The sequence below is a fragment of the Nocardioides sp. Root1257 genome (assembly GCF_001425175.1).
Taxonomy (GTDB): Bacteria; Actinomycetota; Actinomycetes; order Propionibacteriales; family Nocardioidaceae; genus Nocardioides.
In genome coordinates this window covers 1,143,717-1,162,935 of sequence record NZ_LMDV01000001.1, presented here as the reverse complement: position 1 = coordinate 1,162,935, position 19,219 = coordinate 1,143,717, and the positions used below count along the sequence as shown (strand labels likewise).

At 72.8% G+C, this 19,219-nt stretch carries 16 protein-coding genes and 1 riboswitch; of the genes, 9 read left to right on the top strand and 7 right to left on the bottom strand.

Annotation, left to right across the window (positions count from 1 at the left end):
- Positions 1 to 4: 4 nt before the first annotated feature.
- From ASC77_RS26010 to ASC77_RS05625, 3 genes are all read right to left on the bottom strand, one after another.
- Positions 5 to 1,588, bottom strand: a complete 1,584-nt coding sequence (locus ASC77_RS26010) for a SigE family RNA polymerase sigma factor (protein ID WP_082574467.1) — start codon at positions 1,586 to 1,588, stop codon at positions 5 to 7.
- 61 nt (positions 1,589 to 1,649) lie between these two features.
- Positions 1,650 to 2,876 (bottom strand): RNA polymerase sigma factor, encoded by a 1,227-nt coding sequence (locus ASC77_RS05630; RefSeq protein WP_056149583.1) that lies wholly within the window; start codon positions 2,874 to 2,876, stop codon positions 1,650 to 1,652.
- Positions 2,873 to 3,238, bottom strand: coding sequence for a YciI family protein (locus tag ASC77_RS05625; protein WP_056149581.1), 366 nt, complete (start codon positions 3,236 to 3,238; stop codon positions 2,873 to 2,875). Before ASC77_RS05625 ends, ASC77_RS05630 begins: the two co-directional genes overlap by 4 nt.
- A gap of 113 nt (positions 3,239 to 3,351) precedes the next feature.
- On the opposite strand from ASC77_RS05625, the gene gatC reads away from it, so the two are divergent.
- The 8 genes from gatC to ASC77_RS05585 all read left to right on the top strand — a co-directional run bounded on the left by gatC (position 3,352) and on the right by ASC77_RS05585 (position 12,313).
- A complete protein-coding gene (gatC, locus tag ASC77_RS05620) occupies positions 3,352 to 3,651 on the top strand; it encodes an Asp-tRNA(Asn)/Glu-tRNA(Gln) amidotransferase subunit GatC (protein ID WP_056149580.1) in 300 nt (99 codons plus the stop codon).
- Positions 3,648 to 5,186, top strand: coding sequence for an Asp-tRNA(Asn)/Glu-tRNA(Gln) amidotransferase subunit GatA (gatA, locus tag ASC77_RS05615; protein WP_056149579.1), 1,539 nt, complete (start codon positions 3,648 to 3,650; stop codon positions 5,184 to 5,186). The genes gatC and gatA overlap by 4 nt, the downstream gene beginning before the upstream one ends.
- Complete coding sequence (gatB, locus tag ASC77_RS05610; protein WP_056149578.1) at positions 5,183 to 6,676, top strand: Asp-tRNA(Asn)/Glu-tRNA(Gln) amidotransferase subunit GatB; 1,494 nt, start codon at positions 5,183 to 5,185, stop codon at positions 6,674 to 6,676. The genes gatA and gatB overlap by 4 nt, the downstream gene beginning before the upstream one ends.
- A 45-nt stretch (positions 6,677 to 6,721) precedes the next feature.
- A riboswitch (cobalamin riboswitch) is annotated at positions 6,722 to 6,818 on the top strand.
- Between the two features lie 78 nt (positions 6,819 to 6,896).
- The gene (locus ASC77_RS26480; RefSeq protein ID WP_156390922.1) at positions 6,897 to 7,937 is read left to right on the top strand and encodes a prenyltransferase/squalene oxidase repeat-containing protein; all 1,041 of its coding nucleotides are present in this window, start codon (positions 6,897 to 6,899) and stop codon (positions 7,935 to 7,937) included.
- Between the two features lie 11 nt (positions 7,938 to 7,948).
- Positions 7,949 to 8,839: a hypothetical protein gene (locus ASC77_RS05600; RefSeq protein ID WP_056149576.1), complete on the top strand. Its 891-nt coding sequence runs from the start codon at positions 7,949 to 7,951 to the stop codon at positions 8,837 to 8,839.
- Positions 8,836 to 9,942, top strand: a complete 1,107-nt coding sequence (locus ASC77_RS05595) for an energy-coupling factor transporter transmembrane component T (RefSeq protein ID WP_056149575.1) — start codon at positions 8,836 to 8,838, stop codon at positions 9,940 to 9,942. Before ASC77_RS05600 ends, ASC77_RS05595 begins: the two co-directional genes overlap by 4 nt.
- The gene (locus ASC77_RS05590) at positions 9,939 to 11,516 is read left to right on the top strand and encodes an ABC transporter ATP-binding protein (RefSeq protein ID WP_056149573.1); all 1,578 of its coding nucleotides are present in this window, start codon (positions 9,939 to 9,941) and stop codon (positions 11,514 to 11,516) included. The genes ASC77_RS05595 and ASC77_RS05590 overlap by 4 nt, the downstream gene beginning before the upstream one ends.
- Complete coding sequence (locus tag ASC77_RS05585) at positions 11,513 to 12,313, top strand: ECF transporter S component (protein ID WP_235547457.1); 801 nt, start codon at positions 11,513 to 11,515, stop codon at positions 12,311 to 12,313. Before ASC77_RS05590 ends, ASC77_RS05585 begins: the two co-directional genes overlap by 4 nt.
- A 9-nt stretch (positions 12,314 to 12,322) precedes the next feature.
- On the opposite strand, the gene ASC77_RS05580 is transcribed toward ASC77_RS05585, so the two are convergent.
- Positions 12,323 to 13,474 carry a PQQ-dependent sugar dehydrogenase gene (locus ASC77_RS05580; RefSeq protein ID WP_056149571.1) on the bottom strand — a complete coding sequence of 384 codons (1,152 nt, stop codon included), beginning with the start codon at positions 13,472 to 13,474 and terminating at the stop codon, positions 12,323 to 12,325.
- A gap of 423 nt (positions 13,475 to 13,897) precedes the next feature.
- Positions 13,898 to 14,770, bottom strand: a complete 873-nt coding sequence (locus ASC77_RS05570) for an EamA family transporter (RefSeq protein ID WP_056149958.1) — start codon at positions 14,768 to 14,770, stop codon at positions 13,898 to 13,900.
- Positions 14,771 to 14,813: 43 nt separating this feature from the next.
- On the opposite strand from ASC77_RS05570, the gene ASC77_RS05565 reads away from it, so the two are divergent.
- The gene (locus tag ASC77_RS05565) at positions 14,814 to 15,902 is read left to right on the top strand and encodes a WD40/YVTN/BNR-like repeat-containing protein (RefSeq protein WP_056149568.1); all 1,089 of its coding nucleotides are present in this window, start codon (positions 14,814 to 14,816) and stop codon (positions 15,900 to 15,902) included.
- Positions 15,903 to 15,905: 3 nt separating this feature from the next.
- Here ASC77_RS05565 and ASC77_RS05560 read toward each other — a convergent pair whose 3' ends face one another.
- Together ASC77_RS05560 and ASC77_RS05555 are read right to left on the bottom strand one after the other, a co-directional pair.
- Positions 15,906 to 18,491 carry a glycoside hydrolase family 65 protein gene (locus ASC77_RS05560; protein WP_056149566.1) on the bottom strand — a complete coding sequence of 862 codons (2,586 nt, stop codon included), beginning with the start codon at positions 18,489 to 18,491 and terminating at the stop codon, positions 15,906 to 15,908.
- Entirely contained in the window at positions 18,488 to 19,195 is a 708-nt protein-coding gene (locus ASC77_RS05555) for an HAD family hydrolase (protein ID WP_056149955.1), read from the bottom strand. Before ASC77_RS05555 ends, ASC77_RS05560 begins: the two co-directional genes overlap by 4 nt.
- Positions 19,196 to 19,219: the final 24 nt, after the last annotated feature.

Sequence of the window (19,219 nt, the reverse complement as noted above, 5' to 3'; positions counted from 1 at the left end):
CGCGTCACCAGTTGATGGTGTCTGCCAGCACGGGAGTGTCGTCCGCCGGCAGCCTTCGGGTCGTCGAGCTGCAGGCGCCGCTGTCGGGGTCGCAGACAGAGACGTCGTCCCGCCGGACGAGGACCAGGTCGCCGCGCGGAGTCCAGCCGGCCGTCGCGCCCTCGACGTCGACCTCGACCCGGTGCCCCGTGCCGAGGTCGTAGACGTAGCCGGTCGGCAGGTCGAACGCGCACACGTTGTCGTTGTCGCAGGTGCGGCGCGGCAGTGCGGCGACGTGCTGACCGTCCGGGGACAGCTGGAGGTACCGGTCTCCCTGGCTGTACTCCATGACCGACTGGCCCGTGCCGATGTCGACCACCTCTGCGGACGAGCCCAGGTCTCCACTCGTGACTAGGGCGTGGCTGCCCTCGATGGCCAGCGGCTCCTTCGCAGGCAGGGCGCCGACCGGCGTCACACGTCGGCTCGTCAGGTCCACGACAAGTGCCGACGAGTCTGTGTTCAGATAGACCTGGTCTCCGACCAGGTCGGCGTCCGGCGTCGGGTTGTCGGTCCAGGTAGCGGCCCCCTCGACGGGGATCGTGTCCTTCACCTGCCCGGTGCGGAGGTCGCGCACGACCAGGTCGAACTCGGTCGGGGCGGCGGTCGGCTCGAGGTACACCATGTAGGGCTGGGTCGGATCCGTGCCGACGAGCTGCTGGCCTCCGGTGTCGACGCGGAAGTCCCGGGTCGTGCCGTCGGGTCGGATCAGCGTCCATCGCGCGGTGCTGCCCCAGGGTGCGTTGTCGAGACCGTAGTTCACGAGCACACCCACCGACGTGTCGAACAGGTAGCCGACCGGTCCGTCGTCGAGCTCGACGACGGAGCCTGTGCCGAGCTGGACGGTCGAGCCCGACGCCACCGCCCAGGCGGTGTCGTGCGGGCCGCCGGCCGGCGGCACCTTCTCGGCGCGATCGCGGCCCGGTCCGAGCACGGAGGCGAGCGCCACGGCGAGGATGGCGACGACAGCGGTGATCGCCGCGGCGACCCGGATCCTCCGGTCGCGCCGGATCCGGCGACCCTGGCCGACGACGGCGTCCGGATCGGCCGCGGGAACGAGGACCGACGCGGCCTCGTCGTCGAGGACGTCGCGCAGCCGGGCGAGGGCGTCCGACGTCTGGCTCTTCACGGTGCCCTCGGAGATGCCGAGGGCGTGTGCGACCTCGCGCACCGAGAGGTCGTCGTAGTAGCGGAGGACGACGACCGCACGCTGGCGCGGCGCGAGCGTCGCGAGCGCGTCGACGACCGCCGTCCGGGTGGTGAAGTCGTGGTCGACGCCCGGGTCGGGGAGCACCTCGGTCGGGTGCTCGTTGCGCCAGCCCTTGCGGCGGAACCACGAGGCGGCCGTGTTGGCGAGGACGACGCGGGCGTACGCCGGCGCGGCGGCCCGGTCATCGATCTTGCGCCACGACGCGTAGGTCTTGGCGAGCGACGTCTGGACCAGGTCCTCGGCGAGCTGGTGGTCGCCGAGCATCAGGTAGGCGGTCCGGTAGAGCCCCGGCCACGCGGCCAGCACGAACTCGCCGAACTCGTCGTCCGTCATCGCTGCCATCGATCCTCCTCGAGCGGGTCACCCTGACAGATGCGGTGTCGGCCGGTTCGGTTGGGTGCGCTCAGCTCCCGTCCTCCAGAGGATGCCGGTGCAGCCGGGTGAGCAGCAGCCGACGCTCCGCGTCGTTGGTGGTCAGCCCGAGCGCCGTCCGGTGCGCTGCGTCGGCCTCGTCGGAGCGACCGAGCTCCGTGAGGAGCTGGCCCCGCGTGGCGTGGAAGAGGTGGTACGACGCGAGCTCGTCCGCCAGCTCGTCCACCTCGCCGAGCGCGAGGGCGGCCTGCTCCGGGCCGAGCTGGGCGCGCGCGACCGCCCGGTTGAGCCGCACGACCGGCGACGGGTCGTGAGCGAGGAGCAGGTCGTAGAGGGTGACGATCTGCAGCCAGTCGGTCTCGGCCCAGGTGGCGGCCGACGCGTGGCACGCGGCGATCGCGGCCTGGAGCTGGTAGCGGCCGGGGGAGCGGAGCGTCGCTGCCCGCTCGAGCAGGTCCTCGCCCGCCGCCAGCGCGGTCGGGTCCCACGCCGTCCGGTCCTGGTCGCGGAGCAGCACCAGGCGGCCCTGCGCGTCGAAGCGGGCGCCGGCGCGCGCGTGCTGGAGGGTCAGCAGCGCGGCGAGACCCCAGGCCTCGGCCTCCTGCGGCAGGCTGGTCGCCACGACGCCCGCGAGCCAGACGGCGTCGGCGGCGAGGTCGCGGTCCTGGGACGGTCCGGTGGAGGACACGAAGCCCTCGTTGAACATCACGTAGACGACGCGGAGCACGTCGCCGAGCCGCTCGGCCAGCTGGTCCGGCGGTGGCACGGTCAACGAGATGCCGGCGGTGACGATCTTGCGCTTGGCCCGGACGATCCGCTGGGCGAGCGCCGTCTCGTTGACGAGGAAGGCGCGGGCGATCTGCGGCGTCGTCAGGCCGACGACCGCCCGGAGGGTCAGCGCGAGCCGGGCCTCCGGTGCCAACGCCGGGTGGCAGCACGCGAAGAGCAGCGGCAGGCGCTCGTCGGTCCCGTCGCGCGGCTCCTCAGGCGGTGGCGCCCGCTCGGCCAGGGCCCGCTGCCGCGACCCACGTCGTACGGCGTCCAGGGCGTTGCGCTCGGCCGCGACCTGGAGCCAGGCGCCCGGACGGTCGGGCGCCCCGTCGCGACGCCAGGAGGTCAGCGCCTCGACGACCGCGGTCTGCACCGCCTCCTCGGCCAGGTCGAAGTCACCGAAGCGACGCGACAGCCGGGCGACGAGTAGGCCGGACTCCTCGCGCAGGGTGCGCGCGAGGAGTCCGTCCGGGTCGGCTGTGCTCACTCGAACTGCGAGTAGTCCTCGACCATCGGCCGGATCTCGATGGCGATGCCCGGGAGCTCGAGCTGCGGCCAGGTCTTCGCGATCGCGATGGCCGCGTCCATGTCGGCGACGTCGAGCACCGAGAAGCCGCCGATGACCTCCTTGGCCTCGTTGAACGGGCCGTCGACCACGACCGGCCCGTCGTCGCCCGACTTCACGGTGGTGGCCGTGGTGACCGGGTGCAGCTCGGCGCCGCTGTCGGCCAGGTGGGCGGCGTTGTCGCCGAACCACTGGTAGACGCGGGCGTAGATCTCCTCGGTGCGGGCGGGGTCGACCGAGGCGAGCAGGTCGGGGCGGGCCGTGAACATCAGGACGTACTTCATGGCGGATCCTTTCCTCAGGAGCAGTGTCACCACCCCCGACGCCGGTCGGGACGGGAAATCGACAGGGGTCACCCAGAAATTTCCGGTCGCGGTCTTCTCCTAGGATTGGCCCCATGCCTGAAATCACCCGAGACGAGGTCGCGCACCTGGCGAACCTCGCCCGGATCGACCTCGACGACGCCGAGCTCGACCACCTCGCACCCCAGCTGTCGGTGATCCTGGAGTCGGTGGCCTCGATCAGCGGCGTCGCCGGCGAGGACATCCCGCCGACGTCGCACGCGCTGCCGCTCACCAACGTCTTCCGTGAGGACGTCGTGCGGCCGAGCCTGACGCCCGAGCAGGCGCTCTCCGGCGCCCCGGCCGTCGACCAGCAGCGGTTCTCGGTCCCGCGCATCCTCGGGGAGGAGGCATGAGCGGCTGGATCCGCAAGACCGCCAGCGAGATGGCCGACGCCCTCGCCGCGGGAGAGGTGACCTCGGTCGAGCTGACCCAGGCCCACCTCGACCGCATCGCGGCCGTGGACACGCCAACTGATCGACGGGGCGTGCACGCGTTCCTGCACGTCGACGCCGAGGGCGCGCTGGCCCAGGCCGCCGAGTCGGACGCGCGCCGCTCGGCCGGGTCGCCGCTGTCCGCCCTCGACGGCGTGCCGATCGCGGTCAAGGACGTGCTCGCCACCGAGGGCCTGCCCACCACCTGCGGCTCGAAGATCCTCGAGGGCTGGATCCCGCCGTACGACGCGACCGTGGTCGCGCGGCTCAAGGCGGCCGGCCTGCCGATCCTCGGCAAGACCAACATGGACGAGTTCGCGATGGGCTCCTCCACCGAGCACTCGGCGTACGGCGCCACGCACAACCCGTGGGACCTGGACCGGATCCCGGGCGGCTCCGGCGGTGGCTCGGCCGCCGCGGTGGCCGCGTTCGAGGCACCGCTCGCGATCGGCACCGACACCGGCGGCTCGATCCGCCAGCCGGGTGCCGTCACCGGCACGGTCGGCGTGAAGCCGACGTACGGCGGGGTGTCCCGATACGGCCTCGTCGCGCTCGCCAACTCCCTCGACCAGGCCGGCCCGGTCACCCGGACGGTGTTGGACTCGGCGCTCCTGCACGAGGTCATCGGCGGCCACGACCCGATGGACTCCACGTCCATCGACCAGCCGCTGCCCGACCTCGTCGCGGCCGCCAAGCAGGGCGCCGCCGGTGACCTGAGCGGCGTCCGCGTCGGCGTCATCAAGGAGCTGTCGGGCGACGGGTGGCAGCCCGGCGTGATCACCCGCTTCCAGGAGTCGGTCGACCTGCTGGTCAAGGCCGGCGCCGAGGTCGTCGAGGTCTCGTGCCCCCACTTCGTGCACGCGATGGCGGCCTACTACCTGATCCTCCCGGCCGAGGCGTCCAGCAACCTCGCGAAGTTCGACGCGATGCGCTACGGACTCCGGGTCTGGCCGGAGGGCAAGCCCGACGCGAGCGCCGAGGAGGTGATGCGCGCGACCCGCGACGCCGGCTTCGGCGACGAGGTGAAGCGCCGGATCATCCTCGGCACCTACGCCCTGTCGAGCGGCTACTACGACGCCTACTACGGCCAGGCCCAGAAGGTCCGCACGCTGATCTCGCGCGACTTCGAGGCGGCCTTCGAGCAGGCCGACGTGCTGGTCTCCCCGACGGCGCCGACCACGGCGTTCAAGCTGGGGGAGAAGCTCGACGACCCGATCGCGATGTACCTCAACGACCTCGCGACCATCCCCGCCAACCTCGCGGGCGTGCCCGGCATCTCGGTGCCGAGCGGGCTGGCCGAGGAGGACGGCCTGCCGGCCGGCTTCCAGATCCTGGCGCCGGCGCTCGCCGACGACCGCTGCTACCGCGTCGGTGCCGCGCTCGAGGCCGCGCTGCTGGAGCAGTGGGGCGGCCCGCTGCTCGACCAGGCCCCTGCACTGAACGGAGCGGACGCATGACGGACACCCTGGTGGCCTTCGACGACGTGCTGGCGTCGTACGACCCGGCGCTGGGCCTGGAGGTCCACGTCGAGCTCAACACCAACACCAAGATGTTCTGCGGCTGCCCGGCCGTCTTCGGCGGCGAGCCCAACACCCAGGTCTGCCCGACCTGCCTCGGCCTGCCCGGTGCGATGCCGGTCGTCAACGCCAAGGCGATCGAGTCGGCGATCCGGATCGGCCTCGCGCTCAACTGCGAGATCGCCGAGTGGTGCCGCTTCGCGCGGAAGAACTACTTCTACCCGGACATGCCGAAGAACTTCCAGACCTCGCAGTACGACGAGCCGATCGCGTTCGAGGGCTTCATGGACGTCGACGTCGACGGTGAGACCTTCCGCGTCGAGATCGAGCGCGCGCACATGGAGGAGGACACCGGGAAGTCGCTGCACGTCGGCGGCGCGACCGGCCGCATCCACGGCGCCGACCACTCGCTGGTCGACTACAACCGCGCCGGCATCCCGCTGATCGAGATCGTCACCAAGCCGATCACCGGTGCGGGGGAGAAGGCGCCGGCCGTGGCCCGCGCGTACGTCTCCCAGCTGCGAGACCTGATCGTCGCGCTCGGTGTCTCCGAGGCCCGGATGGACCAGGGCAACCTGCGCGCCGACGTCAACCTCTCGCTCGCGCCGAAGGGCGCCGGCACCCTCGGCACCCGCACCGAGACCAAGAACGTGAACTCCTTCCGCTCGGTCGAGCGCGCGGTCCGCTACGAGATGCAGCGGCACGCCGGCATCCTCGACGACGGCGGCTCGATCCTGCAGGAGACGCGGCACTGGCACGAGGACACCGGGATCACCACGAGCGGTCGCGAGAAGTCGGACGCCGAGGACTACCGCTACTTCCCGGAGCCCGACCTGGTGCCCGTCGCGCCGTCGCGCGAGTGGGTCGAGGAGCTCCGCGGCACGCTGCCGGAGAACCCGCTGCTGAAGCGGGCCCGGCTCCAGGCCGACTGGGGCTACACCGACCTCGAGATGCGCGACGTCATCGCCGCCGGCGTCGTCGGGCTGATCGAGGAGACGGTCGCCGCCGGTGCCTCGCCGCAGGCTGCTCGCAAGTGGTGGCTCTCCGAGCTGGGCCGGCGCGCGAACGACGCGGGCGTGGACATCACCGAGCTGGGCGTCAGCCCGGCCCAGGTGGCCGCGGTCCAGGCGCTGGTCGACGCGGGCACCGTCAACGACAAGCTCGCGCGCCAGGTCTTCGACGGCCTGATCGCCGGTGAGGGCACGCCGGAGGAGATCGTCGCCGCCCGCGGCCTGGCCGTGGTCTCCGACGACGGCGCGCTCGGTGCCGCGGTCGACGCCGCGATCGCCGCCAACCCGGACGTCGCCGACAAGATCCGCGACGGCAAGGTGGCCGCCGCCGGCGCCCTCATCGGCGCGGTGATGAAGGAGATGAAGGGCCAGGCCGACGCCGGCCGGGTCCGAGAGCTGATCCTCGAGAAGCTGCAGTAACGCGCCGATTCGGCGCCCGGCCCGCGCGGGATATGCTGCGCGGGCACATCAATGCACGCCCGTGGTGGGGGAAGCCGGTGAGAATCCGGCGCTGACCCGCAACCGTAGAGCCGGAGCACCCGCCGCGACGCGTCCTGATCACACGCTGTCGTGGAACACGGTGGGTGGCGACCCGGGGATCGACCTCGAGCACCTCCCGCTGAGCAGCGGGAAGGAACACATGAAGCGCACGCCTCGTCTTGCCTCCGCCCTCGTGGCCGGAGTGCTGGCTCTCGGCCTGACCGCCGGGATGACGGAGTCCGCCTCGGCGGCACCCTCGGACCGTGCGGGCGGCTGGCTCGATCGCCAGCTCACCGGCGGCCTGGTCCACAACGACCAGTACGGCTTCGACGACTACGGCCTCACCGCCGACACCGGGTTCGCGCTGGCCGCGATCGGCGGGCACCGCAAGGCCCTCCGCCAGAGCAGCCGGGCGCTCGCGAAGCACGTGGACAGCTGGACCACCGGCGTCGACTTCGCCAGCTCGGACGTGTACGCCGGGTCGGTCGCCAAGGCGCTCGTCTTCGCCCAGACCGTCGGCGCCAATCCCCGGAGCTTCGGCAAGGCCAACCTCGTCCAGCGCCTCAGCGCCCGGATCAGCGCGAAGAAGGGCATCGTCGGCCGCCTCCAGGACAAGACCTCCGGGACCGACTACGCGAACACCCTGGGTCAGGCGTACGCCGCCGGTGGCCTGAGCACGGCTCGCTCCGGCAAGGCCGACGAGGCGGTGGCCTTCCTGCTGCGGCAGCAGTGCAGCCCCGGCTACTTCCGGCTCTACTTCGCCGACGCGACCGCGAAGAACCAGAACTGCGACGGCGCCACGAAGGCCAACCGGGCGCCCGACACCGACGCCACGGCGATCGCGGTGCTCAGCCTGCAGTCCATCAAGCACCCGACCCCCCGCGTGCAGCGCTCGATCGCCGCGGCGGTGCGCTGGCTGGTGCGCACCCAGGAGCGCAACGGCAGCTTCGGCGGCGGCCCGAGCACCAAGGCGCCCAACGCCAACAGCACCGGACTCGCCGCGTCGGCTCTCGGCCAGGCCGGCCAGTGCGTCCCGGCCAAGCGCGCTGCCCGCTGGGTCGCGAAGCTCCAGCAGAAGAACGGCGCGATCGCCTACGACCGGTCCGCGATCAAGGGCGGCATCACGACCGAGACCCGCGACCAGTGGCGACGCGCGACGTCCCAGGCCGCGCCCGGTCTGCAGTTCCTCTCGAGCTGCTGAGGATCGGTCGCGTGCCTCGGCCGTTCCGGTCGGCTCTCCACCTCATCGCGGCGGCCCTCGTGGCCGCCGCGGTGGGGTTGACGCTGCCCGCGGGGCCGGCCGCGGCCGCGACCTGTTCGAGCGGCGACGGCGTCAGCGTCGTCGTGGACTTCCACCAGCTCGGCGGCGGCCTGCAGACCGCCTGCGTCGCCGGCGGCGGTGGGGACTCGGCGACGTCGCTCTTCTCGGCGGCCGGCTTCCCGCTGTCCTACGTTCAGCGCCAGCCGGGCTTCGTCTGCCAGGTCTCCGGGCAGCCGGCGTCCGACCCGTGCGTCAACACGCCTCCGGCCGACGCCTACTGGGGCCTGTGGTGGTCCGACGGGACCTCCGGCAGGTGGACCTACGCCACGACCGCGGCGGGCTCGCTCCACGTCCCCGACGGCGGGTACGTCGCGTTCTCGTGGAACGGCAGCGCCTCGCGCTCGGCTCCGGGCGCGAGCCCGACCGCGCACCCGGCGGCGCCGACGAGGACGCCCAGCCCGTCTGCGGCGCCCACGAAGAAGCCCACCAAGAAGCCGAAGCCCTCTCCGTCGTCGGGGACGCACGGCTCTTCGACCACTCTGTCGGCCACCCTGTCTGCGAGCCCCTCGACGGACCCCTCGTCCGAGGCGTCCCCGAGTCGATCCGCGAGCGCCTCCTCCAGCCCTGCCGAGCCGAGCTCCACCGGGGCCGCCGACACGCCCTCAACCTCGCCCGAGGTCGACGAGTCGCCGTCCGACACCCCGACGCCGACAGCTGCCGAGCCGGCGGACCCGTCCGACGGCGGCCTGCCGACCTGGGTCGGTCCGGTCGTCGTGATCCTGCTGTTCGCCGCCGGCGGCACCGTCGCCGTCGTACGCCGCCGGGGGAACGCCGCACCGTGAACCACCCTCGCGACCTGCACCCGGTGGCCTGGTGGCTGTGGGCCATCGGGCTGGCGGTCGCGGCGTCGCTGACGACCAACCCCCTGATCCTGCTGATGCTCATCGGGGTGGCCGCGCTCGTCGTCTCGCTGCGACGCTCCGAGCAGCCGTGGGGACAGTCGTTCCGGCTCTACGTGTGGCTCGGCGTGGCGATCGTGGTGATCCGGGTGGCGTTCCGCCTGGTCTTCGGCGGCTGGTTCGGCGGCCGCGTGCTGCTCGACCTGCCGTCGGTCCCGCTGCCCGACTGGGTCGCGGGCATCACGCTGCTCGGGCCGGTCTACGCCCAGGCCGTGCTCTTCGCGCTGTACGACGGGCTCCGGCTCGCCACCATCGTGATCTGCGTCGGCGCGGCCAACTCGCTGGCCAACCCCAAGCGGCTGCTGCGCTCGGTGCCACCGGCGCTCTACGAGATCGGCACCGCACTGGTGGTCGCGGTGAGCGTGCTGCCGCAGTTCGCCGACAGCATGCGTCGGGTGCGCGCCGCGCAGGCGCTCCGGGCGGGGGAGACCGGGCGGGTCGGCCGCCTGCGGCGCCTGCTCGTGCCGGTGCTCGAGGACGCCCTCGAGCGCTCGCTCGCGCTGGCCGCCGGCATGGACGCCCGCGGCTACGGCCGCGCCGGCGACGCCACCCGCGCCCAGCGGCGCACCACCGGCGCCCTGATGCTGGTCGGCCTGGTCGGCATCTGCGTCGGGACCTACGCCGTCCTCGACCACACCGCGCCCCGGGTCCTGGCGCTGCCCATGCTCGCCGTCGGCGTCCTCGCCGCGGTCGCCGGCCTGCGCAGCGCCGGGCGCCGCGTCGAGCGGACCCGCTACCGCCCCGACCCGTGGCGCTGGCCGGAGCTGGCCGTGACCGCCTCGGGCGTCATCGTCGGTGGCCTCGGCTGGTGGATCAGCGAGCACCAGGTCGCCGTCGCCTACCCGGCGCTCGACGCGTTCCCCACGATCAGCCTCGCCGCCCTCGCCGCCGGCGCGGTGGCCCTGCTCGGCGCACTCTGCTCGCCCCCGCAGGCGCGGACGACCACCACGGCCGCCGTACTCGTGCGTGAGGAGGTGGCCGCGTGATCGAGCTGCGCGGGATCACCTTCTCGTACGCCGACGCGCCGGTGCTGGACGCCGTCGACCTCGTGGTGGACGAGGGCGAGCTGGTGCTGGTCTCCGGGCCGACGGGGGTCGGCAAGTCCACGCTGCTGGGCGTCGTCACCGGGCTGGTGCCGCGCTTCTCCGGTGGCGTGCTGGACGGGGACGTGCTGCTCGACGGCGCCAGCATCGTGCACACGCCACCGCGCGAGCGCGCGCATGCGATCGGGTACGTCGGCCAGAACCCCGCCGCCGGCTTCGTCACCGACACGGTCGAGGAGGAGCTCGCCTACGGCATGGAGCAGCTCGGCCTGCCGCCGGAGACGATGCGCCGCCGGGTCGAGGAGACCCTCGACCTGCTCGGCGTCGCCGACCTGCGCCACCGCGACCTGCGCACCCTGTCGGGCGGTCAGCAGCAGCGGGTCGCGATCGGCTCGGTGCTCACCATGCACCCGCGGTTGCTCGTGCTCGACGAGCCGACCTCCGCGCTCGACCCGACCGCGGCCGAGGAGGTGCTCGCCACGCTCACCCGGCTGGTCCACGACCTCGGGGTCTCGGTGCTGCTCGCCGAGCACCGGCTGGAGCGGGTCATCCCCTTCGTCGACCGGATGTGCCTGCTCACCGGCGACGGCCGCGTCACCGTGGGGGAGCCGGGCGACCTGCTGGTCGACTCGCCCGTGGCGCCCCCGATCGTCGAGCTCGGCCGGGCCGCGGGCTGGAGCCCCCTCCCGCTGAGCGTCCGTGACGCCCGCCGGCGCGCCCGCGACCTCCGTCTCACCCCACCGGTGGTCGCGGAGGAGGCCGCGACGAGCACGGCCGTCGCCGTCCGCTCGCTCGACGTCGTGCACGGCCAGACCGTCGCCGTACGCCACCTCGACCTCGACCTCGGCGCCGGCCGGGTGACCGCCCTGATGGGGCGCAACGGCTCGGGCAAGTCCTCGCTGCTGTGGGCGGTCCAGGGCAGCGGCCGGCGTACGGCGGGGCGCGTCGACGTCGGCGGCAGCGACCCGGTCGCGCTGGCCCCGGCGGGCCGGCGGGCGCTGGTCGGGCTGGTGCCGCAGAACGCGGCCGACCTCCTCTACCTCGAGACCGTCGACGAGGAGTGCGCGGCCGCCGACGGGGGCAGCGGCGCCTCGCGTGGTCTGCTCGACCGGCTGGTGCCGGGCATCCCCGGCGACCAGCACCCCCGTGATCTCTCCGAGGGGCAGCGCCTGGCGCTCGCCCTGGCCCTGGTGCTCGCCTCGCGGCCGCGGGTGCTGCTGCTCGACGAGCCCACCCGCGGCCTCGACTACGCCGCCAAGCACGTGCTGGCCGGCATCCTGCGCGGCCTCGCCGCCGACGGGCACGCGGTGCTCGTCGCCACCCACGACGTGGAGTTCGTGGCCCAGGTCGCCGACGACGTCGTCGTGCTCGCGGACGGCGAGGTCGTCTCCTCCGGACCGGTGCGCCGGGTGGTCGCCGAGTCCCCGGCGTTCGCGCCGCAGGTCACCAAGGTGCTCGGTGCCCCGTGGCTGCGCGTCGACGAGGTCGTGGCCGCGCTGCCTGTGGGGCTGCCGTGACCAGCGCCGTCCGCATCTCGCCGCGCTCCGCGCTGGTGCTCACCGTCGCCTCGGTCGCCGGGCTGATGATGCTCTGCTGGCCGCTGCTCCTGCGTGCCGGCACCGGCGAGCGCGTGGACCCGCCGTTCCTCTTCCTCGGCCTGCTGCCGGTGGTGATCGCCGTCGTGCTCGCCGAGCTCAACGAGGGCGGCCTCGACCCCCGGGTGCTCGCCGTGCTCGGGGTGCTCAGCGCGGCCAACGCGATCCTGCGCGGCATCTCGCCCGGCGCCGCGGGCGTCGAGCTGACGTTCTTCCTGCTGATCCTGGGCGGCCGGGTCTTCGGCCCCGGCTTCGGGTTCGTGCTCGGCTGCACCTCGCTCTTCGCCTCGGCCCTGATGACCGCCGGGGTCGGCCCGTGGCTGCCCTACCAGATGCTCTGCTCCGCGTGGGTCGGGATGGGCGCCGGGCTGCTGCCGCGCCGGGTGACCGGCCGCGCCGAGATCGCGATGCTCGCGGCGTACGCCGTGGTCGCGTCGTACGCGTTCGGGATCTTCATGAACCTGTCGGGCTGGCCCTACATCGCGGGCATCGCCGTCGCGGGGCACGAGGGGTCGCTGTCGTACGTGCCGGGCGCCGCGCTGGTCGACAACCTGCACCGCTTCCTCGTCTACACCCTGCTGACGTCGACGGGCAGCTGGGACACCATGCGCGCGATCACGACCGCGGTCGCCGTCGTGGTGCTCGGTCCGGCGATCCTGGCCACCCTGCGGCGGGCCGCCCGCCGCGCGACCGTGACCGGCGAGGTGCGGCCCAGGTAAGGCAGGGCGTCAGGGCTCGATGAGCAGGATCCGGTCGTCGCCGTCCTGCGGGTCGCCACGACCGTCGGTGTTGCTGGTCGTCACCCAGAGGTTGCCGTCAGGAGCGACCGCGACGGTCCGCATCCGGCCGTACTCGCCGACGAAGAAGTCGGTGGGGTCCTTCGCCCGCTTGCCGGTCACGTCGACGCGCCACAGCCGCTCGCCCTTGAGGGAGGCCATCCAGAGGTAGCCGTCGAGCCAGGCCAGCCCCGACGGCGAGGCCTCGTCGGTGTTCCAGACCTCCTGCGGGTCCTCCAGCGAGCTGTCGCCGCTGCCCTTGCCCTCGACCATCGGCCAGCCGTAGTTGGCGCCCTTGGTGATCAGGTTGAGCTCGTCGTACGTGTCCTGCCCGAACTCCGAGGCCCACAGGCGGTCCCGGTCGTCGAACGCGAGGCCCTGCACGTTGCGGTGCCCGTAGGACCAGTACGGGTTGCCCTGCACCGGGTTGCCCGGCGCCGCCTCGCCGTCGGTGGTGATCCGCAGGATCTTGCCGGCCGGCGTGTCCTTGTCCTGCGCCAGCTCACCGGAGCCGGTCTCGCCGGTCGAGGCGTAGAGGTAGCCGTCGGGTCCGAACGCCAGGCGCCCGCCGTCGTGGATGAACCCGCGCGGGATGCCGTCGAGGATGGTCGTCGGGGTCTCCAGGCGCCCGCTCTCCAGGGTCGCCTTGACGATCCGGTTCTCGCTCTCGGTGCTGTAGTAGAAGAACAGCAGGTGGTCCTGCTCGAAGTCCGGCGACACCGCGACGCCCAGCAGGCCGGCCTCGCCGCCCTGGTCACCCAGCCCCACGGCCTCGTTGATGCTGCCGACCTCCTTCACGTCGTACGACGGGGCCGCGAGGAGCAGCACCTTCGTGGTGTCGCGCTCGGTGACGACCGCGTCGCCGTTCGGCAGGAAGCCGATGCCCCACGGAGCCTGGAGCCCGGTCGCGACCGTGCCGACCACCTTCGGAGGCGTCGTGTCCCGGGTCGGGCTGTCGCTGGGCGAGGCCGTCGGCGACGGGGTGGCGCTCTCCGACGGCGACCCGACGACCTTCGTCTCCGGCTCGTCGCTCCCGTCGCTGCACGCGGTCAGTCCGCCCGCAGTGAGGACGGCGGCGCTGGCGAGGGCGACGAGGCGTCTCATGGACGAACCCTAGCCAGTGCGGCTGAGCCCGCCGGGCGGCCAGGGAGAGGCAGGTCCCGCCCGGCGGACTCAGCCGTGTGCAGCCTGGGCTGCGACCTCCGACGTCGGAGCCTGGTCCCGTGCACTCTGGAGGTCCAGTGCAGCCAGGAAGTCCTCGACGTCATGGAGCTCCGCACGCCGTTGTGCGAGGGCGGTGGAGGCGATCATGGCGTTGCGCCGGGAGCGCTGCTGGGACTCGACGGGCCACTCTCGTACCGCCGCCACGGCTCGTCCGATCGGACGTGCGGCGCGAGTCGGTACCAGGTGCATCGCGGACTCCCATGTGTGTCCCGAGTGACAACGTGCGCTCCAACCTAGGAGCCGGCCGCTTCGGGTGGGTCAACGACGTGTGACGGTTGCGTGAACTCGCCGACCCTCGGTCAGTCAGTCGGGAGCCGGCGCGACTGGGCGGGCGGAGCGGGTGGCGCCGACGGAGGCGATGACGACGAAGGTCATCGCGAGCCACTGCTCCCAGGTGAGGAACTCGCTGAGCACGATCATCCCGGCCAGGGCCGCGGCGGCGGGCTCGAGGCTCATCAGGATCGAGAACACCGACGCCTTGATGGAGCGCAGCGCGACCAGCTCGCACGAGTAGGGCACGACCGACGACAGCAGGCCGACGGCGGCGCCGAGGAGCAGGATCCGCGGGTCCAGGAGGTCGCCGCCGCCCTCGCCGATCGCGAACGGCGTGAGCAGGACGGTCGCGACGACGCTCGCCAGGGCGAGACCGTCGAAGCCCGGCCAGCGCCGCCCGGTCTGCCCGGCGAGCAGGATGTACGACGCCCACATGGCGCCGGCGAGGAGGGCGAAGAGCACGCCGGCGAGGTTCAGCTCGCCGCCGCCCTGGAGCCCGAGCACGGCGACGCCGAGCCCGGCCAGCAGCACCCAGAGCAGGTCGCGCACCCGGCGCGAGCCGATGACGGCGAGGGTGAGCGGCCCGATGAACTCCAGGGTCACCGCGATGCCGAGCGGGATCCGCGCGAAGGCCTGGTAGATCGCCCAGTTCATCACGCCGAGGCAGGTGCCGAACGCGAGCACCACGAGCCAGTCGGTCCGCGAGCGCCCGCGCAGCACCGGCCGGGCGGCCGCCACCAGCACGACGGCGCTGGTCACGAGCCGCAGCCACACGATCGACGTCGGCGAGATCTCGTCGAAGAGGCTCTTCGCCACCCCGGCGCCGAACTGGACCGACAGGATGCCGGCCAGCACCAGCCAGACGGGAGAGATTCGCGGGCGCGATGAGTTCCCGTCGGTCACCGAGTCAGGGTAGAAGAGAGTCAGGGCTACCCAGGAGGCAGGCATGCCGGACAAGACGCTGCTCATGGTCGGGACCCGCAAGGGCCTGTGGATCGGTACGTCGGACGCGGAGCGCGTGGACTGGGAGTTCACGGGGCCGCACTTCGACATGGAGGAGGTCTACTCCTGTCTCGTCGACGCCCGGGGCGACGTCCCGCGGCTGCTCGCCGGCGCCTCGTCGAGCTGGCTCGGCCCGCAGATCTGGCGCTCCGACGACCTCGGCGCCAGCTGGCAGGAGACGCCCAACGGCGCCGTCCGCTTCCCGGAGGACACCGGTGCCACCGTCGAGCGGGTCTGGCAGCTGGTCCCGGGCGCCGAGACCGGGGTCGTGTACGCCGGCACCGAGCCCGCGGCCGTGTGGCGCTCGACCGACGGCGGCGAGACGTTCGCGCTCGAGCGGGCCCTCTGGGACCACCCGCACCGCACCGAGTGGGGCGCCGGCTTCGGCGGTCAGGCCTTCCACACCCTGCTGCCGCACCCGACCGATCCGCAGTCGGTCACGGCGGCGCTCAGCAGTGGCGGCGTCTACCAGACCGACGACGGCGGCGCCTCCTGGGAGGCCCGCAACCACGGCATCCGGGCGGAGTTCCTGCCCGAGGGCCAGCAGTACCCGGAGTTCGGGCAGTGCGTCCACAAGATCACCCGGCACCCGAGCCGGCCCGAGCGGCTCTACCTGCAGAACCACGGCGGGGTCTACCGCTCCGACGACGAGGGCCGGATCTGGAAGTCGATCGGCGACGGGCTGCCGGCCACCTTCGGCTTCCCGATCGTGGTCCACCCGCACGAGCCGGACACGATCTTCGTCTTCCCGATCAACGGCGGCGACCGGCGCTACCCACCCGATGCCAAGGCCCGGGTCTGGCGCTCGCGCGACGCGGGGGAGACCTGGGAGGAGCTCGGCGACGGCCTGCCCGACGGGTTCTACGTCGCCGTCATGCGCGACGCGATGTGCGCCGACGACCACGACCGCACCGGCTTCTACTTCGGGGCCCGCAACGGCGCCGTGTGGGCCTCCGCCGACGAGGGTGCGAGCTGGCGCCAGGTCGTCGCCGATCTCCCGGACGTGATGGTCGTCCGGGCCGCCGCGATCTGAGGATCAGCTCTGCGGGATGTGCGGCCCCAGGGGCGGCACGTCCTGGTAGACCGGGAACTCGCCGGTGTGCTGCTCGCCCTCGTCGGGGTGCTGGATCGGATCGGGTACGCCGGCGGTGATCGTGCTGCCGTCGGCGCGCACGCCGCCGACGACCGGGTGGTCGCCGAGCAGCCCGTCGATGCGCTCGCCCTGGTCGGCCAGCGGCACGACCAGCGGGTGGTCCTGCCCGACGACGTACGAGCGGCCGCGCACCAGCAGCGGGACGTCCTTGTCGCCGTCCACGACGGTGAACCGCACCTCGTCCTCGGTCAGCTCGACCAGCACGCGGGAGCCCTGCCAGCACAGCCGGTAGCGCAGCGCTGCCCAGGAGGCCGGGAGACGAGGGTCGAACGCGAGAGCGCCGCCGTGGTCGCGCATGCCGCCGAAGCCGTGCACCAGGGCGCTCCAGACGCCGCCGGCCGACGCGATGTGCAGGCCGTCGACGGTGTTGCCGTGCAGGTTCATCAGGTCGACGTAGAGCGACTCGTGGAAGTAGTGGAGCGCGGCCTCGTGGTAGCCCACCTCGGCGGCGATCACCGACTGCACCACCGCCGACAGGGTCGAGTCGCCTGTGGTGATCGGGTCGTAGTACTCGAAGTCGGCACGCTTCTCCTCGGCGGTGAAGCGGTCGCCCTGGAGGAAGAGTGCGAGCACCACGTCGGCCTGCTTGAGCACCTGGAACCGGTAGATCACCAGCGGGTGGTAGTGCAGCAGCAGCGGCCGGGTCTCCGGCGGCGTCTGTGAGAGGTCCCAGACCTCGCGGTCGAGGAAGAAGTCGTCCTGCGGGTGGATGCCGAGGCCCGCGTCGTACGGGATCGCCATGCCCTCGGCACAGCGCCGCCACTCCTCGACCTCGGCGGGGTCCAGGTCCAGGCGGGTGGTGACCCGCATGTGCTCCTCCGGCCGCTCGTCGCGGATCCACTCCACGGCGTCGGCGGCCAGCTCGAGGTTGTAGCGGGCCATCACGTTGGTGAACAGGTTGTTGTTGACGACCGTCGTGTACTCGTCCGGGCCGGTGACCCCGTGGATGTGGAAGGACGGCTCGCCGTTGCTGCGCCAGAAGCCCAGGTCGGCCCACATCCGCGCGGTCTCGACCAGGATGTCGATGCCCTCGCGGACCAGGAAGCCGCGGTCGCCGGTGGCGCGGACGTACTTCATCAGCGCGTACGCGATGTCGGCGTCGATGTGCACCTGCGCCGACCCGGCCGCGTAGTACGCCGAGGCCTCCTCGCCGTTGATGGTGCGCCACGGGAACATCGCCCCGCTCTGCGCCATCTCGCGGGCCCGGTCGCGCGCGGACGGCAGCATCACGGAGCGGAAGTGCAGCGCGTTGCGGGCCACCTCGGGCTGGGTGTAGCTGAGGAACGGGATCACGTAGACCTCGGTGTCCCAGAAGTAGTGACCCTCGTAGCCCGACCCCGTCACCCCCTTCGCGGGCACCCCGAGGCCGTCCGTGCGACCGCTGGCCTGGGCGAGGCTGAAGAGGTTGAACCGGACCGCCTGCTGCACGGCGCGATGGTCGGCGGAGGCGCCCTCCACCTCGACGTCGGCCGCGGCCCAGAAGTCGGCGTACCAGCCCCGCTGGTCCTCGCGGTAGTGCTCCAGCCCGTGCTGCCGCGCCCGGTCGAGGGTGCGGTCGCAGCGGTCCGCGAGCTCGCGGACGGGGACGCCGCGCGAGGTGTGGTAGCTGACGGTCTTGGTGATCCGCATCGGGCTGCCCTGGGTGGCGTCGACGCGGAAGACCATCTTGACCTGGTCGTCGTCGTGGCGGGCCAGCACCTCGTGCTTGTCGGCGGTCTCGAGCACGTGGTCGGCCGCGACCGCGATCGTCATGCCCGAGTTGGCGCACTGGTAGCCCAGCAGCATCCGGTCGTCGGTGGCGTAGCTCATCCGCGGCACCAGCACGCGTCCGGCGAACGCCGCCGCCTTGCGCGGGTCGACGGTCTCGCCGGTGTGCTCCTGGGGGGCCTTGTACTCGTCGATGCCGTCCTGGCGGTTGAGGATCTGCGACGAGACGACCACCGGGGCGTCGCCGGTGAGCACCTCGATCTCGAGCGTCATCACGGCCAGGTGCCGCTGGGTCATCGACACCATCCGGGTGGAGTCGATGCGCACCCGCTTGCCGGACGGCGTCCGCCAGATCAGGCTGCGGTGCAGCACGCCGTCGCGGAAGTCGAGGCGGCGCTCGTAGTGCTCGAGGTCGGACGTGCCGAAGGTGAGCGGCTCGTCGTCGACGTAGATCTTCAGCACCTTGGTGTCGGGCGCGTTGACGATGGTCTGGCCGGTGCGGGCGAAGCCGAAGGCCGCCTCCGCGTGCCGGATCGGCCAGGTCTCGTGGAAGCCGTTGACGAACGTCCCGTGCGCGTACGACGGCCGCCCCTCCTCGGGGTTGCCGCGCATGCCGAGGTAGCCGTTGGCGACGGTGAAGAGCGTCTCGGCCACGCCGATGTCGTCGGCGCGGTAGCTCGTCTCGACCAGGGCCCACTCGTCGATCGGGAACCGGCCCCGGTCCATCGGGTTCGGGCCGACCGACCGCGCGTGCGCCTTCATGCCGGCGTCCCGTCGACCAGCTCGGCCAGGTCGGCGACGACCACCTGGGCCCCGGCGGCGGTCAGGACGTCCGACCCGGCGCCGCGGTCGACGCCGACCACCAGCCCGAAGCCGCCGGCGGCGCCGGCCTTGACCCCGGACACCGCGTCCTCCAGGACGACGGAGCCGGCTGCGGTGGCGCCGAGCACCTCCGCCGCGTGCAGGAAGGTGTCGGGCGCCGGCTTGCCCGGCAGGCCGAGCTCGGTCGCGGTCGCCCCGCTCACGACGGTGCGGAACCGGTCGGCGAGCCCGGCGGCGGCCAGCACCGCGGGCGCGTTCACGGACGACGAGACGACGGCCAGCGGCATCCCGAGGTCGCGCAGGTGGTCGAGGAGCAGCACGGAGCCGGGGTACGCCGTCACCCCGTCGCGCTCGAGCACCTCGTTGAACGCGTCGTTCTTGCGGTCGCCGAGCTCGACCACGAGGTCGCGAGACGCCGGGATGCCCCGCGAGGCCAGGAAGTCGGCGACGCCCTCGTAGCGGGGCTTGCCGTCGACGTGCGCGAAGTAGTCGGCGTCGGTGTAGGCAGCACGCTCGCCCTCCCCGTCGTACGCCGTCAGGTAGGCGTTGAACATCTCCGACCACGCCCGCATGTGGACCTCGGCCGTCGGTGTCACCACCCCGTCGAGGTCGAAGAGCACGGCGTCGAAGTCTGCCCAGATCACGGTCACGGCAAAAGGCTAGAGCCT

What these genes read in the sequence shown, in the direction of transcription:
- ASC77_RS26010 (WP_082574467.1), bottom strand. Translation starts at nt 1,588, where the DNA reads ATGGCAGCGATGACGGACGACGAGTTCGGCGAGTTCGTGCTGGCCGCG.
- ASC77_RS05625 (WP_056149581.1), bottom strand. Translation starts at nt 3,238, where the DNA reads ATGAAGTACGTCCTGATGTTCACGGCCCGCCCCGACCTGCTCGCCTCG.
- gatC (WP_056149580.1), top strand. Translation starts at nt 3,352, where the DNA reads ATGCCTGAAATCACCCGAGACGAGGTCGCGCACCTGGCGAACCTCGCC.
- gatA (WP_056149579.1), top strand. Translation starts at nt 3,648, where the DNA reads ATGAGCGGCTGGATCCGCAAGACCGCCAGCGAGATGGCCGACGCCCTC.
- gatB (WP_056149578.1), top strand. Translation starts at nt 5,183, where the DNA reads ATGACGGACACCCTGGTGGCCTTCGACGACGTGCTGGCGTCGTACGAC.
- ASC77_RS26480 (WP_156390922.1), top strand. Translation starts at nt 6,897, where the DNA reads ATGAAGCGCACGCCTCGTCTTGCCTCCGCCCTCGTGGCCGGAGTGCTG.
- ASC77_RS05580 (WP_056149571.1), bottom strand. Translation starts at nt 13,474, where the DNA reads ATGAGACGCCTCGTCGCCCTCGCCAGCGCCGCCGTCCTCACTGCGGGC.
- ASC77_RS05565 (WP_056149568.1), top strand. Translation starts at nt 14,814, where the DNA reads ATGCCGGACAAGACGCTGCTCATGGTCGGGACCCGCAAGGGCCTGTGG.
- ASC77_RS05560 (WP_056149566.1), bottom strand. Translation starts at nt 18,491, where the DNA reads ATGAAGGCGCACGCGCGGTCGGTCGGCCCGAACCCGATGGACCGGGGC.